This is a genomic window from Legionella maioricensis, from assembly GCF_023618015.1.
Classification (GTDB): domain Bacteria; phylum Pseudomonadota; class Gammaproteobacteria; order Legionellales; family Legionellaceae; genus Legionella; species Legionella maioricensis.
This window is the reverse complement of record NZ_JAJKBJ010000030.1, coordinates 15610-31380: the sequence shown is the minus strand read 5'-3', so window position 1 is coordinate 31380 and position 15771 is coordinate 15610. Positions and strand designations below refer to the sequence as shown.

Below are 15771 nucleotides of genomic sequence, written 5' to 3'. Positions count from 1 at the left end.
GTTAAATGGGGAGTGCCCCCGTAATTGGGAAAGAGCCATCTACTTTTAGGGAGATGGCGCGCCCGGAAGGATTCGAACCTCCGACCCTTTGGTTCGTAGCCAAATACTCTATCCAACTGAGCTACGGGCGCGTTGATTGGCGGAGAGAGAGGGATTCGAACCCTCGATGGGATTTCTCCCATACTCCCTTAGCAGGGGAGCGCCTTCGACCACTCGGCCATCTCTCCAATCAATGGTTGCGGAGTATATCAGGTATTTGCATGTCGTCAATAATACTTGTAATTTAAAATGAAAAAATTAGGAAAAAGGTCAAATTATATCACTCATGATCAATGTAAGAACAAAAAATGGGGCGTTGCAGACTTAAAAGTGAGCCATTTTCTATAAAATAGCGATGAGATGCATTTGGGAGTCTATAGTTTGTGCTTATAAGAGTTTGTGCTTTAGTTGCAAGTAGATAAACGGAGGGGTTATGCAGGGAAGGATGACAAGCCTAACTGTTCATTTTCTGACGGGATAAAATCTTACTTTTTCAAGTTGATCTTTTATGCTCAATTAAATTTATTATTCTTAATAAAACAATCTTTTAGATTTCCAAATTTTGAATATTACTGCTAATCTTTGCTTTTATAAATTTGAGTAAATACCTGTAATGCAATCGGTAGTAAGGAGGACTAATGAAACAGCAGTCAAATTTAAGTGGTCGAGACGTTTATATTGTAGATGGAAGTCGTACCCCTTTCCTTAAAGCTAAAGGAATTGGTCCATTTACCGGATCTGATTTGGCAGTTGCCGCAGGAATGGCTTTGCTGAATCGACAGCCCTTTGCTCCTGAGGAGCTGGATGAAGTTATTATCGGTAGTGCAATGCCTGGTCCGGATGAGGCCAATATTGCGCGGGTTATTGCATTACGTTTAGGTTGTGGTGATAAAGTTCCTGCATTTACCGTAATGAGAAATTGTGCCTCAGGAATGCAGGCACTGGATAATGCCGCGATGCAAATAGCCAGTGGTCGTAGTAATCTGGTTCTTGCCGGCGGCACCGAGGCAATGAGTCATGCTCCTTTATTATTTAATCAAAAAATGGCCGCATGGTTAGCCAGTTGGTTCGCTGCAAAAAGTGTTGGGCAAAAACTTGGGCTGGTTACTCAATTTAGACCTTCTTATCTGGCTCCGGTAATTGCTTTACTCAGAGGACTTACTGATCCTATAGTTGGTTTGAATATGGGGCAAACAGCTGAAAAAGTGGCATATAGATTTAATATTACACGCGAGCAAATGGATGAGTTTGCTGTGCAAAGCCATTTGAAACTGGATAAGGCATATGCTGAAAACAGAATGTCAGAGGTTACTCCTATTATTGATAATAAAGGACGTGTTTACCCTCAGGATAATGGAATTCGCGCTGATTCAACCGTGGAAAAATTAGCAAAATTAAAACCCTTTTTCGATAAAAAATACGGCATGGTAACTGCTGGAAACAGTTCTCAAGTTACTGATGGTGCCTGTTTATTACTTCTTGCCAGTGCTGACGCGGTAAAAAAACACGGTTTGCGAGTTATTGGGCGTATTGTAGACTCTCAATGGGCGGCTTTAGATCCCTCCCAAATGGGGCTTGGTCCTGTTCACGCGGCAACACCCATCTTACAACGGCATAAATTGAAGCCGAATGACATTGATTGCTGGGAAATCAATGAGGCTTTTGCCGCTCAGGTATTGGGGTGTGTTGCTGCCTGGAATGATGAAGAATATTGTCAAACACAATTAGGTTTAAAAGAGACAATAGGCGCTCCATCATTAGACAAATTAAATCGCGATGGTGGCGCAATCGCTGCAGGCCACCCTATTGGTGCCAGCGGTGCTCGTATTGTCTTGCATGTATTAAACTCATTAGAACAAAGAAACGAGTCACGAGGTATGGCCGCTATTTGCATTGGTGGCGGACAGGGTGGGGCAATGTATCTTGAACGTGTGACTAAGGTGAAAGGACATGAATAATTATAAAAATTGGGATCTTCACCGTGATGAAGAGGGGATTCTATGGCTGGGAATGAATAGAAAGGATGCTGCAGTAAACACAATTAATGAAGAGGTATTGGATGAATTCAATAGTCTGCTTCACGAGATTTCATTAGATAAAAATGCCATAGGACTAGTGATTTACTCCTTAAAAGAGAAGGGATTTATTGCGGGAGCAGATGTTAATGCCTTTTCAAAATTTGAAAGTCCCGCTCAAGCGGTAGATTTTTTACAGAAAGGCCAGGCAGTTTTTGCCCGATTACAGGCTTTACCTATTCCCAGTGTGGCAATGATAGATGGCTTTTGTATGGGGGGGGGATTTGAATTAGCATTAGCCTGTAGTTATCGAATTGCCAGTGATGAAAAAGATACTCGTATCGGATTACCGGAAATAATGCTAGGTATTCATCCTGGCTGGGGTGGAACAGTTCGTTTACCGCAGTTAATTGGTGGTTTTAAGGCATTATCAGAGGTTATTCTTACGGGCAGTGCCATTTCAGCAGGAAAAGCAAAGGCCTTAGGGATGGTTGACGATGTAGTACCTGTCCGCCAATTAAAAAGAGCAGTAGTTTATTTCATTAAAAATAAGCCCCCCAAACATAAACCTTCTTTTATTGAAGGCCTGAGTAATAGTGCATGGCTAAGAAAACCCATTGCCTATTTATTGCGGTACAATGTTGCTAAACGTGTTCGAAAAGAACACTATCCTGCTCCTTATGCCGTAATTGATCTATGGGAAAAAGAGGGCAGTGTAGGCGATAGAGCCTATTTAAAAGAAGCCGACTCAGTGGAACAATTAGTGTCCAATGGCAATACTTCTAAAAACTTGATTCGTGCGTTCTTTTTACGTGAACGCCTTAAGGGATTTGCTAAAGAAGGGCAGTTTAAAGCTCATCATGTGCATGTTATTGGAGCTGGGGTCATGGGAGGCGATATTGCTGCCTGGTGCGCTTTACGTGGTATCCATGTTACTTTGCAAGATAAATCTTATGCTCAAATTGCCCCTGCAATTGGTCGAGCCTATTTTTTATATAAGAAAAAATTACGCAAACCGCGGCTGATTCAAGCTGCTATGGATAATCTTATTCCTGATCCCGAAGGTCATGGTATTGCACGTGCAGATGTCATTATTGAGGCAGTATTTGAAAATCTTGCTGTGAAACAAGAAATCATGAGTAAGGTAGAAAAAGCTGCCAAGAAAAGCGCAATAATTGCGACTAACACATCCAGTATTCCTTTAGATGAAATCAGCAGCGTTATGACTAATCCTGAACGTCTTGTTGGCATTCATTTCTTCAATCCTGTGGCGAAGATGGATTTAGTCGAAGTCGTCAGCAGTTCCTCAACTGCTAAAAAAGTGCAACAAAATTCTTGTGCTTTTGTTGGCCAGATTGGTAAGTTGCCATTACCCGTTAAATCCAGTCCCGGCTTTTTAGTTAATCGAGTGCTTATGCCTTATCTAATGGAGTGTGTTCAATTATTAGAAGAAGGATATAGCGGCGAAACTATTGATGAAGCGGCTTTAGAGTTTGGCATGTTTATGGGGCCTGTTGAGCTGGCTGATACTGTGGGAATGGATGTCTGTCTTGCTGTAGCTGAGAATTTAACCAGCCATTTTGGCGGCACTGTACCTCAGAAACTGCGTGATATGGTTCAATCGGGTAAACTGGGTCGTAAAACAGGTGAAGGCTTTTATAAATATAAAAACGGAAAACCAGTTAAAAAACGTCCTGACACACCGGTCGATAAAACCATTGCGGACAGACTTATATTACGGATGGTCAATGAATCTGCCGCTTGTTTACGTGAAGGAGTCGTTGCTGATGCTGATTTACTTGATGCCAGCATGATATTTGCGACAGGTTTTGCTCCATTTCGTGGGGGGCCGATGAATTACGCTAATGACTTTGGCAAAGACAAATTGGAAACTTTATTTAAAACGTTTGAATCCAAATACGGTGAACGTTTTAAAGTAGATACCAGTTTATAAACTTTAATTCCTGCCGAACAGTTAGACTTTTCAGGGCAAAGCATTTGGTTTTGCCTGGGTTTGTTGACTATAGCTCTTTTGTCCCGCGACTTGTTCGTGGGATCTTGGATTCTTTGTGAGTAAGATGTTGGTTTTTTTGCATCTGGATGCCGAGAACAAGTCGCAGCATGTAGAGCCTCCAAAGATAAATTGTCAACAGACCCTATTTCGAGAATGTTATGATGCTAAATAAACCAAAATCACTTTTAGTGATTTTGTACCTATTGCTGCTTATAAATCACTGCTCTAATGCCACCATTTTGGTTTTACCTGAGTCAGGTGATGTAGTTGGTGAGATTAAGTATGCTCGATCAGAAGTTGGGGAAACTATTGATGAAGTGGGCCGGCGTTTCAATATAGGCTATTATGAGATGGTCAGAGCTAATCCTCACGCTGATCCAACCTATCCACTAGCAGCGAATACCTCGTTAATCATTCCTTCACAGTTTATACTGCCTCAGGTTCGTCGAAGTGGGATTGTCATTAATTTATCTGAATACCGGTTGTATTATTTTCCAGCTGATGAAAATGTAGTCATAACATTTCCTGTGGGCATAGGAAAAGAGGGGTGGAATACCCCTTTAGGGCTGACCAAGATCACAGCAAAGGTGGCTAATCCCGTCTGGCGTCCTACGGCAAAACTGCTAGCCGCGGCTGATGAAATAGGGGCCCCCATCCCTGGTTATTTTCCCCCAGGCCCTAATAATCCTTTGGGTAAACACGTTTTACGTTTAGGGTGGCCCACTTTTCTTATTCATGGAACGAATAGAGTCGATGGCGTCGGGGCTCGAGTAAGTGCTGGATGTATTCGTATGCTTCCCGATGATATAGAGTATTTATTTAGTATTGTTGCCGTGGGAACGCCGGTTAGAGTAATCAATGAGCCAGTAAAAATTGGCAGGGAAAAAAACAATATTTACCTTCAAATACATCCTTTATTAATAGAACAAAAAAATATGCAGCTAAAAACAATTTTGGAAAAGAAATTGCAAGCGATGAATATAAAAAACTGGGATACCAATAAAACAATTAAAAACGAGCTTGCCTATCCTTCAGGACTTGTCAAAAAGCTTAACGGATAGAGTTTGTAAACGTTCATGAGGTACGTGCTATTCCGTCTTTGCGAGCCTTGGCGGAGAAAAAGCGATGCTTCGTTGATAATTAGATGGTTTGCTTCACTCCCTTCACAAAGACGACAGAATGGGTTGCTTTATAGAACGTTAGCAAATAATAACTAGTAGCGACTAAAATGATGGCGCCTATTATGTCGATAACATAATGCCACCCCAATAAAACACAAGATGCCATTAATAAAAGATTGATAATCAATAAAAGCACACAGGGTATGGGCCATTCTTTCAGCAGATAAACGCATAATAACGCCCATATGGTATGGAAAGAAGGAAGAGCAATTAAACCTCCCTCATTCGTTGTGGGAATTATATAATGGTGAATTTGATAAAATTTAAGGCCAGTAGCCATTTGGGCAGAGGAAAAATAAGGACTATTAATAATACTAGCGGGGGCTGATGTAGGAAAAAAATAATAAAAACTGAAACCGAGTAATGTAGTAATGAGCAAAAGAAAGTAATACTCTTTGAGCAAATAAAATCGTCCAGTAGCAATAACTATTAACGGCAGTATGCTCATTTGGTAAGGTAGTGAATCATAAATAATACCAAGTAGCGTCTTTAAATTTGAATGTTCCTTTGTCCATATCATAATAGAAGATACGTTAATACCTAAGAGCTCTTCTAAAGAGATAATTTTTTTGTCTATAGTAGGAAAGGGCGTTAACTGAACTGCGTTAGTTGCAAATGCGACAACGGACATTATTATAAAGAAGTAAAAAAATTCAAGGCCAGAATTACTTGCCCTGCTGTTTTTTCCGAATAGTAGAATCAAACCCATATTGGTGATTATTATGATGATTGTAAGCAGCGTCATATCGTCAGGAAAAAAATTGTTTCCTGGGAATTGATAAATAAAATAATTAACAAGTAATGCAATTATTGATAAAAATAATATTAAACCTGATAAAAAAGGTAAGCTGAATAAAATTTGTGTACGCATTTGTAAAGAGACTAATCCGTTGGATTTAAGAGTTCTTTTTTCTTAATAGCGTGAAATATCTCTTCTCGATGAACATTAACCGACCTTGGAGCATCTACTCCAAACTTAATGTTTCCATGCTCTTGCGTTTTAAATGCTAATATTTTCACTACAGTATCGGCAATACGAATTATTAAAGGTTCTTCAAATTGAAGAGAAATTATATCCATTAAAAACCTCTTTATTTTATAATAAGTTATCTCAAAAATTTAGCAACTGATGTAGTGCTGACGGTAACCTAATTTAGGGACTCTTGTCACTACTATTACAATAAATTTTACAAAAAAAAGTTCATCCCTATATATATATATATTAATTGAACTAAAAGGAGCTAGCTTCATTGGGAAAGAGGTACTATTGCTCATACTTAAGTACAATTAATCAATTTTAAATCGTTTTGCGATTGTATGAGTTTACTAAATAGGTTATGATTGGCAGCTTTTTTTAAAACCTTGCCTTACCACTTTAAATATTGGAAGGCTTTATCCACAAGGAGAAATCATGAGACATTACGAAATTATGTTTCTTGTGCACCCAGATCAAAGCGAACAAGTACCAGCAATGGTTGAGCGCTATGAAGGGATCATAAGTAAGCACGAAGGTGTTATACACCGTAAAGAAGATCTGGGTCGTCGTCAGCTCGCTTACCCAATTAATGATGTACATAAAGCTCACTACATATTAATGAATGTAGAGTGCAACCTTGAAGCGCTGGAAGAAATTAAAAATGCATTCAAATTCAATGATGCTATTTTAAGAAACTTAATCACTGTTCAAAAGCAAGCGATTACCAGTGAATCTGTTTTAATGAAGAAAGAAAAAGAAACCAGAACCGCTTAAGAGGAGAGCATTTATGTCAGCTTATTTTCGTAGAAAAAAAATGTGCCGCTTTAGTGCAGAGGGTGGCAATGAAATTGATTATAAAGACATCAATTTATTAAAAAATTATATTTCTGAAACAGGTAAAATAGTACCTAGCCGAATTACAGGTACGCAAACCCGTTTTCAAAGACAATTAGCAAAAGCAATTAAACACGCCAGATTTATAGGCCTGTTGCCCTATTGCGATAGCCATAGATAATAAAATGATGCAAGCAGGCAATTTTATAATTAAGCACAGTAAAGCATTACTTGAAAACAAGCAGCATGCTATTTTGTATGCTGTTATTCTTTCAATAGTGCCTTTTGCCTCTTGGTTATCTGTGGCTTTAGTTATTTTGGTTACCTTGAGAAAAGGCGCTAAGCCTGGTTTTGAGGTGATGTTGCCCGCACTGGTAGTCCACTCTGTTCCCTTAATGATGTTACTGCCACTGGAAAGTGCATTAACAAACACTTTAATTGCTTATGTGCCTTGCTATATAGCTGCATTATGTTTGCGTAAAACAATGAGCTGGCAAATGGTTTTTGGAGTGTTTTTAATTCAGGCGTTTATCGGATTTTTATTTATTCAGCTATTGGCACCGGATTTTATTGTAGGCCAATTTAATCAATTCAAAAATATGTTGACCGAGTATCAGGAGTATCAACGTCTAATTGAGAGCAATTCGGACGGACTTAGTTCTTTTATTCTGGCTCAATTGTTTTTTGGTGTTCAGATATTAAGCGTGATTGTATCGGCGATAATTTCATTAATGTTTGCCCGTTCAATACAATCCAAACTATTCATGCCAGGCGGTTTTCGGGATGAATTATTAGCATTTCGCAGTGGTAGATTATCTTTTTTAGTTTTGCTTGGAGTTTCAATAGCATCTTATTATGAAATTTCTTATGCCATAAATTTATTACCGCTGGTTTTATGCTATTTCTTAGTATCCGGATTTAGTTTGGCTTATTATATTTTGGCCCGTAAAAATCAAGTCAGAGTAGTTATTTTATTATTTTTGTTAGTATTGTTTAAACCATCTTTTGTATTATTAGCCTATGTTGTTCTGGGCTCATTAGATAGTTTGTTTAATTTTAGATTATATCTCCCAACAAGGGTGAGAGAATCAACTTAAGGGGTTATTAAGATGGAAGTAATCTTATTAGAAAAAGTACGTAATTTAGGCAATTTAGGCGACAAAGTAAGTGTTAAATCTGGCTACGGTCGTAATTTTTTAATACCACAAAATAAAGCTGTTTTTGCAACACCTAAAAGTATTGAGTTGTTTGAACAACGTCGCGCTGAACTTGAAAAGAAAGCGCAGCAATCACTAGCTGCCGCAGAGCAACGTGCTGCAAAACTGAATGACACTGCTATAGTTATTAGCGCTATGGCTAGTGATGAGGGCAAGTTATACGGTTCTGTTGGTGTTAATGAAATTAAAGATGCATTAATTGCTAAAGAAATAGAAATAAGCAAACGTGAAATCGTGATGCCAGAAGGTCCATTGCATTCAATTGGCAACTATGTAGTTGAAATACATGTTCATAGTGATGTGATAGCAAACCTCCAAATCGAAATCGTTGCAGCTAAATAATCCTTTTCTATAAGCCCTCAACACAGTTTGAGGGCTTATTTTCCTCCTGTTAATTGAATTTCATTGTTTTAATCCTTTTTTCTATTTGCTGGAATACCTTAAAAATCAAGGTATTGGGCTACGGGCTCCTTATTAAAATCATCTATTTACCCTAAAGGGGGTTCAAGTATTGCACGCATTTAAAATAATGTGTGATATTTTGGTAAATTGTGTGTATAATTAGAGCATACTAACTCTATCAGGTGTAGAATATGAAAGCTAAAGTCGATTTATCCAATGTTAACTCGAGGATTACAGCGCTGGGCGAGATGCGTAATGAGCTTCTTCGTCTTCGTGTTAGCGACGAGAGCGCGCAGGATATTATTGATAAAATAGCGGCTTATAGAAAATTATCAGCCGCTATAAGTGCTATAGTGCAAGGTAACCAAAAACTAACTAGCCAATACCAAAGTGCAAAAGGTAGCACAGACGACGATAACGAAATTAAGATATTGGGACGAGATGCAAGAAATGGGGCTGCTCGACACCTTGCGAAACAACAGAAAATGGCTGAGCTCAGGAGAGTGCAGGAAGAGAAAGAAAATAAAGCAATAAAAGATAGTGAGGAATTATTTAAACAATTTGAAACAGCAGTGGAGGTTTTTGTTACCGCAGATCTCGATACAATGGATGATGCGAGAGAAAATCTTGTAGATTTAAGAAAAAAATTAAATAGTGCTTTAACCGAGTTTCCAAAAATTGAAGAAAGAACGGCATATTTCAAGAACATAGAAAAACTTAATGAAAAAATCAGTCGAGCAGTAACTTATAAAGAAATACTTGTGGCCGCTGATAGATACCTTAAAGCAACTACTGATACAATGGATGGTGAATTAGATTCATATAAAAAATTAAGAAATAGCTTCCATAAAGTTCTCACCCAATTACCAAAACATGCTGAAGAGAGAAGATATTATACTGAGCAAATAAAAGGTCTGGATCAAAAAGTTACTCAGCATAAAGAAAAAACAGAGAAACTGATTAAAGAAATGCGCGAGGAATTGGTGCGATTGGCAAAAGCTAATCGTGAAAAAGTTCAAAAACTGACAGAAGAGGGACAATCTCTTTTACCAATATTCCTTCTTGCTGCTCCCCCAGAAGTTAAAAAGGCAGTTGAAGCACTGGCTTCAGATAAAGAGCTTTTGGCTCTTATGGAAGGCACTGAAGAAATAAAGCTTTTACTGGGTGGCATAGGTGTTCAATCTGGAATGAAACAAATTACTTCTGGGGTTGTTGAAGAAATGGTTGAGGAAACTGTGGATGAAGCTATGACTGTTGTTGCTAGTCATGGGGAGTCTACTAAAGTCATACCCGTAGAAACTCAAATTGCTGTGCTTGATTCTGTATTGAACGCACTGAGCAAAGAAGAAAATCCCACTGAGAAAACACAACAGACAATTTTAGCTGTTACATTTCTGCGTAAAACACTTCAAGGAATTCAAAGTTTGCAAAGAGGTGATAAGCAATACGTAACCTTCATTGGGCAAGTTGGAGAGCATGCTATAATTTCGCATCTGTCTGTTAGAGAGTTGATTGAAAAGCCGGAACAAACAATTAGTTCTCTGGTTGAACTCTTTTTGAAAACCCCTGTGCAAGTTGCATTTACCTCTAGAAAAGAAGCTGAGACTTTATCTTTGCTAGTTAATGCAAATGTACCTAACATACTAGCTGATGTACAAAAAGCCATAAACCAAGGCTCTATTCCTGCTTTAACAGAGGAAGCTAGAGGTGCTTTAACCCAAGGGGTTATGAGCGGCGCATTAGTTAAAGGTAAAAACGCTCCTGTAAAAGTTGAAACTATATCGGATGTTGCTGCATTAATGCTGCATACTGCAAATACAGGTAACTCCAAAGCGCTCGCACCGATCTTTGGTGATCGAGCTCCGGTTATACAACAACAGCTACAGAAAATTGAGAAGCATTGTGCTAAGGATGAGCCAAAACCATTATCTCAATCCGATATGGTTGTAGTTGCAAAAGAGTTTGCAGCATTGATATTGACTTTTGGAGATGCAGCTAATGCGAAAAATGGCCCAATTCCCGAGTTTATCGGAAGTTCTGTATTCCCTAATAACAGACTTGAAGGGCCAAAGGTCGCTCTATTAGATAGTTCTTTAGATGGTTCTCGTCCAGTAGACTTAGTAACGCAACATTTACTTTTAAATGGTGGAATAGCACCAATTTCTGGTTCTGTACTATATGACCAGGGGCCGCTGCTTATCATGCCGCCACCTCAACCGATTAAAGATAATGAGAAAGAAAAGGCAAGAAAAATCCAAATACAACAAGACGAAGCCTTTGCACGTGACTTGGAAAATGAAGAAGCCCAAGAAATATGGGATCAAGTGTTAGCAACAGACAAAGACGAGGCCTTTGCACGTGACCTGGAAAATAAAGAAGCCCATGAAATAGGGGAGCAATTGTTTGCAACAGAAAATGATGCTGCCCTTGCAGCTGAGGAACAAGAAAATGAATTGGTCTTAGCAAGGGAAGTTCAAAAAAATGAAGCAATCATCAAGAGAGTTGATCAAATATTGGACGGCTTGGCAGAGAAAATAGATGGAATAGGCCACGAGGAGCCCGAGGCTCGTGATGAAGCAGTATCTTTACATGTAAATCTAACACTGGCTCGTAATACCTTAGAAGACAAACTTAAAGCCGGTGAAAACAGACAGCACGTTCAGGCGGAGTTCAAAGAGTGGTGTGCTCAATCAGTCGCAGTAGCCATGCCGGTCTTAGAAAAAGACCTGGGCTGGGGCGAGTACCTCCAAAATATGTTGAAAACTATAGCTAATGTATTTATTGCGGGTGCTCAAAAATTAGGTTCTACAGCAACCTTTTTTAACACCAGCTCTAAATCAGCCCAAGCAGTTGCTGAAACTGGTCAAGAGTTACAATCTGACTCAGAGCCAGATGAAGGCAACGCTCCAACTATATAATAGTCAATATTAATCAAAAGGCCTCGTAAAGAGGCCTTTTTTATTTACTTTTAGACAGTGAGTGAAGATTCAGATCCAGAATGATGCCATCATTATGAAGAAATTTGTGGCTGATTAAGAACCTCTGGATACCGCGAACAAGTCGCGGCACGTAGCGTTGGTGGTTAATTTGACAATACGATTTAAAATTAAATCACTTCCACTTGATATTACAGCCAAGGCTTGGTTTTTGTTCAAAATCCAGGCTGATATTGTTGATGAGGCAGTCTAATGCTTTGCGTATTGAATCGCCAGAAACTGCAATGTTATTTCCAGGTCTGGAGTCATCAAGTTGACCGCGATACACCAGTGATAATTTTTTATCAAACACATAGAAGTCAGGAGTACAGGCTGCATTATAAGCTTTGGCAACCTCTTGAGTTTCATCATATAGGTAAGGAAAGGGATAGCCTTCCTTTTGCGCAGTGATGCGCATATTCTCGGGAGAGTCATCCGGATAATTTTCTACATCATTTGAGCAAATGGCCAGAAATCGAATGTCTTTAGAGCGGTAGTCATTTGCAAGTTGAGTTAGGCCTGAGTTGATGTGTTTAACATAAGGACAATGATTACAAATGAACATTAAAACTGTAGCAACGTGTTGAGTGGAGTCGTTTAATTTAATTCGACTACCTGTAGTTACATCGTCTAATTCAAAGTGAGGTGCAATGGTACCTAAGGGAAGCATAGTCGATGCTGTTTTGCTCATATTCGGTCCTCAAGATTAAAGAAAAATTTTATAAAGAGCTAATAGTGCAAATAGGGTATTAAGAATAGCCCAAACATAAGCAGGATAACGTCCTTTATAAGCAATATGATAGGCATAAATGGCGATAAATAAACTGCCAGAAAAGAAAATCCATTGATCATTATAGGCAAATCCAAGGGAATGAAGAGCAATTCCAACGATGCCAATTAATAAAAAAATGCTATTTTCTTTACCTACCATAAGATAGAAAATTAATAGTTGCAGGCAAAGAAAAACCGGTAATGCCATTTGGGTGTAGCGGCCAACTCCAAGGAGAATGGCCAAGTGTCCAGCCGCAAGAATAATTTCCAGGGCGACAAAATAAAGCAATTTATAGTGGATGGCTGTTGCAAGAAGCGCAAAAGAACCAAAAATGTAGTAAGTTTGCGGGTAATCTTGCCCGTACCCATATAAAATGATAAGGGAGCCAATAATTCCTAATGCTATGTATTTATTGTCGTAATAAAAGTTATTAGACACTGATCACCATTTTAAGTAAATCCCCTTTGCTACGGAGTCTTGTATTACTTCATTTTGCGATTTATCAGAAGAAATCCAATAATTTCCCATATTACTCAAAGCAAATTTCACTCTGGGGTATTGGCAAACATCCAGCACATCTCGGCAATCAACAATTGCGGTATTTTCTTCTACATGTTTATAACATTTAAAGTTTAAATTTTTTACATCAGAAGCAAAAGCGCCCCAACTCATTGGTGAAAGGGATGCCTGTAGTGGAGGGCTCATGAATGCATCGCCTGTTTCATGACGCTCCAGTTCAATTTTAGCATCAGAACGGTTTTGGATTAGATAATAAGACTGTTCGCCGCTCTCATTTAAAATTAAATAATTTTGACTATAGCCAAAACCAGAAACCTCACAGCCCCTTGGAAAGGAAGAAGCTGCATCTACGGCATTGATTAACAATGCAGATAGGAATATTGATTTATTAACATGATTAAATAATGACATGATTCCCTCGAGAACTAAATTTAGGCACTATTTTAATCATAAAATATCTAAAGTCTATCCTGGAATGAAAAAATAGAGCTATTAATCTCTATTAGCAGCAATTTTTGCTTTAATCATTGGAGAATAAGTTCTATAGAAACTTAAAAACAAATACATGCCAATATAACCCAATGATAAGCTAAGCCATAAATTATTAGTTTCAGGATAGTTAATTAGTAAACATGCTGAACTGATTCCGTAAATTACAGAACAGCAATGCATGAGTATTTTTAATATCTTAGAATCAGTTAAATAATCCAGTCTGGAAGGGTAAACGTATTTTACCGGAACAAAGATGAGAATACAGAACAAGGATAATAAAAGCGCATTAAAACTCATTGAGGTATTTAGAATATACATATAAAAAACCGCTATATTCCAATAACAGGGAAATCCTTTAAAGAAATGATCGGGGGTTTTCGCATCCGCCTGACAAAATTGATAGGATGAAGTAATGGTAATTGCAGTAATAATAACTAATGAATATTCAGGTGGTAACATATCCGGTTTAACTAATAAGAAAAAACAAGGCGTAATTACATAATTCACAAAATCAACAATGTTGTCTAATAAAGCCCCATCAATCTTAGGTAAAATGCTCTTAATGTGTACTAAACGAGCCAGACTGCCATCAACCGCATCAATAAATACAGTAACAGCCATAAGCCATAGAGCAAAAATGTATTCATGCTGATATATTTTATATAAAGTAAAAACACCAATGCAGGCCGCGCTAGCGGTAAATAGATGAACTCCCCAAGCCGCGGCATAATGCAGCGGGTGAAAGTGTTGCTTAATTTGGCTCATTAATTATCCTAACGTTAATTAATTTAATTGCATTAACTAATTGATTTATACTGCTGTTTAATACAAAACAGCATAGAATATAAAAATAGTATCAACAATCAAAAGTAAAGTGCAAGGAGAGTTGATAACTTTAGTCAAAATAGTAGGTGTTGTGTAGTCTAAACTCAAACAATCTATATTTTCTTAGGTGACATGATGAAAATTCAAACTATTAATCCGGCTACAGAGGAAACATTAGACTCTTATGAGTGCTTGAGTGAATCGTTAATTAATAAAAAAATTGAGTCAGGGCATGAGGCTTATTTGTCCTGGAAAAAAACATCATTTTCTCAAAGACAAGGTTTGATGTTACAGCTGGCTCGTGTTCTTAAAGAAAGAAGAGATGAGTTGGCTTTATTAATGTCTCAAGAAATGGGAAAACCAATAACTGCCGGTAAAGCGGAAATTGATAAATGCGCCTGGGTTTGTGAGCACTATGCTGAGCACGCCGAAACTTATCTTGCTCCACGATTTATTCAAACTGAAATGAAAAAAGCAAAGGTTTGTTATAATCCGCTAGGCATTGTTTTTGCCATCATGCCTTGGAATTTTCCCTTTTGGCAAGTGTTTCGTTTTGCAGCACCAACCATTATGGCGGGTAATGCTGCACTATTAAAGCACGCGCCAATCTCATCCGGTACTGGAAACAAGATAGAGCAGTTATTTATAGAAGCCGGATTTCCAGCTCATCTTTTTCAACATTTGATTGTTGATAATGAGGGGGCAGCAAAAGTAATTGAGCATCGCCATATTTCAGCTGTAACTTTAACTGGAAGTGAGAGAGCTGGTAGCATCGTTGCGGCACATGCAGGGAAGTTTTTAAAGAAATCAGTATTAGAGCTGGGTGGTTCGGACCCCTATTTAGTTCTTGAAGATGCCGATCTTGACCTGGCCGCACATTGTGTTGTTACTTCCAGATTGAATAATAGTGGACAAGTATGCATCGCTGCTAAGCGAATTATTGCTCCAAAATCGATTGAACAGGAATTGATTGATAAAATTATTCATCATATGACACCATTTAAAATGGGAGATCCACAGGATCCTAAAATTAATTTAGGTCCTCTAGCACGGAAAGATTTACGCGACACTTTGCATGAACAAGTAGAAAAATCTGTTAAACAAGGTGCTAAATTATTGTGTGGTGGTATAATTCCCAGTGGTAAGGGGTTTTATTATCCCCCGACTTTATTAACTCATGTAAAGCCTGGCATGACTGCTTTTGAAGAAGAATTATTTGGTCCGGTTATTGCTGTCAGTTTTGTTGATGACGAAAAAGAAGCAATTGCTTATGCAAATAAAAGTCAATACGGTTTGGGGGCTGCGGTGTTTACTCGAGATCTTAAAAAAGGGGAATATATCGCTACTCATGAGATAGAAGCGGGAGTCTGCTTTGTAAATTCATTTGTAGCATCAGATCCCAGATTGCCTTTCGGGGGGATAAAGCATTCAGGCTATGGGCGTGAATTATCTGAAGAAGGTATATTAGAGTTTGTGAATACCAAAACAATTGCAATTAGTGATTCGTGAT

The 15771-nt window shown here is 38.3% G+C and carries 15 protein-coding genes and 2 tRNA genes; 9 read left to right on the top strand and 8 right to left on the bottom strand.

Annotated features, from left to right (window positions below; genetic code table 11):
- Positions 1-54 precede the first annotated feature (54 nt).
- Together LOX96_RS15935 and LOX96_RS15930 are read right to left on the bottom strand one after the other, a co-directional pair.
- Positions 55-131 (bottom strand) — tRNA-Arg (locus tag LOX96_RS15935).
- 6 nt (positions 132-137) lie between these two features.
- Positions 138-227: transfer RNA gene (locus LOX96_RS15930), tRNA-Ser, on the bottom strand.
- A 450-nt stretch (positions 228-677) separates the two neighbouring features.
- Here LOX96_RS15930 and LOX96_RS15925 point away from each other — a divergent pair.
- From LOX96_RS15925 to LOX96_RS15915, 3 genes are all read left to right on the top strand, one after another.
- Entirely contained in the window at positions 678-1997 is a 1320-nt protein-coding gene (locus tag LOX96_RS15925; RefSeq protein WP_250424377.1) for an acetyl-CoA C-acetyltransferase, read from the top strand.
- Entirely contained in the window at positions 1990-4008 is a 2019-nt protein-coding gene (locus LOX96_RS15920) for a 3-hydroxyacyl-CoA dehydrogenase NAD-binding domain-containing protein (protein WP_250424378.1), read from the top strand. The genes LOX96_RS15925 and LOX96_RS15920 overlap by 8 nt, the downstream gene beginning before the upstream one ends.
- A 218-nt stretch (positions 4009-4226) precedes the next feature.
- Positions 4227-5129, top strand: a complete 903-nt coding sequence (locus LOX96_RS15915; protein WP_250424379.1) for a L,D-transpeptidase family protein — start codon at positions 4227-4229, stop codon at positions 5127-5129.
- Between the two features lie 79 nt (positions 5130-5208).
- Here the strand turns inward: LOX96_RS15915 and LOX96_RS15910 are convergent, their stop codons facing one another.
- Together LOX96_RS15910 and LOX96_RS15905 are read right to left on the bottom strand one after the other, a co-directional pair.
- Complete coding sequence (locus LOX96_RS15910) at positions 5209-6120, bottom strand: phosphatase PAP2 family protein (RefSeq protein WP_250424380.1); 912 nt, start codon at positions 6118-6120, stop codon at positions 5209-5211.
- 11 nt (positions 6121-6131) lie between these two features.
- Positions 6132-6329, bottom strand: coding sequence for a carbon storage regulator (locus LOX96_RS15905; protein ID WP_250424381.1), 198 nt, complete (start codon positions 6327-6329; stop codon positions 6132-6134).
- 331 nt (positions 6330-6660) lie between these two features.
- Here LOX96_RS15905 and rpsF point away from each other — a divergent pair, with 331 nt between their 5' ends.
- From rpsF to LOX96_RS15880, 5 genes are all read left to right on the top strand, one after another.
- Positions 6661-6999 carry a 30S ribosomal protein S6 gene (gene rpsF, locus LOX96_RS15900; protein WP_173237068.1) on the top strand — a complete coding sequence of 113 codons (339 nt, stop codon included), beginning with the start codon at positions 6661-6663 and terminating at the stop codon, positions 6997-6999.
- 13 nt (positions 7000-7012) lie between these two features.
- On the top strand, positions 7013-7240 hold the full coding sequence (gene rpsR / locus LOX96_RS15895) for a 30S ribosomal protein S18 (protein WP_018578206.1): 228 nt from the start codon (positions 7013-7015) through the stop codon (positions 7238-7240).
- A 4-nt stretch (positions 7241-7244) separates the two neighbouring features.
- Positions 7245-8156: a hypothetical protein gene (locus tag LOX96_RS15890; RefSeq protein WP_250424382.1), complete on the top strand. Its 912-nt coding sequence runs from the start codon at positions 7245-7247 to the stop codon at positions 8154-8156.
- A gap of 12 nt (positions 8157-8168) precedes the next feature.
- Entirely contained in the window at positions 8169-8618 is a 450-nt protein-coding gene (gene rplI, locus LOX96_RS15885; RefSeq protein WP_250424383.1) for a 50S ribosomal protein L9, read from the top strand.
- Positions 8619-8869: 251 nt separating this feature from the next.
- Positions 8870-11596: a hypothetical protein gene (locus tag LOX96_RS15880; protein ID WP_250424384.1), complete on the top strand. Its 2727-nt coding sequence runs from the start codon at positions 8870-8872 to the stop codon at positions 11594-11596.
- 193 nt (positions 11597-11789) lie between these two features.
- On the opposite strand, the gene LOX96_RS15875 is transcribed toward LOX96_RS15880, so the two are convergent.
- The 4 genes from LOX96_RS15875 to pcsA all read right to left on the bottom strand — a co-directional run bounded on the left by LOX96_RS15875 (position 11790) and on the right by pcsA (position 14201).
- A complete protein-coding gene (locus LOX96_RS15875; protein ID WP_250424385.1) occupies positions 11790-12344 on the bottom strand; it encodes a thioredoxin family protein in 555 nt (184 codons plus the stop codon).
- A 15-nt stretch (positions 12345-12359) separates the two neighbouring features.
- A complete protein-coding gene (locus LOX96_RS15870) occupies positions 12360-12863 on the bottom strand; it encodes a hypothetical protein (protein WP_250424386.1) in 504 nt (167 codons plus the stop codon).
- 3 nt (positions 12864-12866) lie between these two features.
- The gene (locus tag LOX96_RS15865; RefSeq protein ID WP_250424387.1) at positions 12867-13355 is read right to left on the bottom strand and encodes an enhanced entry protein EnhB; all 489 of its coding nucleotides are present in this window, start codon (positions 13353-13355) and stop codon (positions 12867-12869) included.
- Positions 13356-13436: 81 nt separating this feature from the next.
- Entirely contained in the window at positions 13437-14201 is a 765-nt protein-coding gene (pcsA, locus tag LOX96_RS15860) for a phosphatidylcholine synthase (RefSeq protein WP_250424388.1), read from the bottom strand.
- Positions 14202-14396: 195 nt separating this feature from the next.
- Here pcsA and LOX96_RS15855 point away from each other — a divergent pair, with 195 nt between their 5' ends.
- Positions 14397-15770, top strand: coding sequence for an NAD-dependent succinate-semialdehyde dehydrogenase (locus tag LOX96_RS15855; protein ID WP_250424402.1), 1374 nt, complete (start codon positions 14397-14399; stop codon positions 15768-15770).
- The last annotated feature ends 1 nt before the right edge of the window (position 15771 follow it).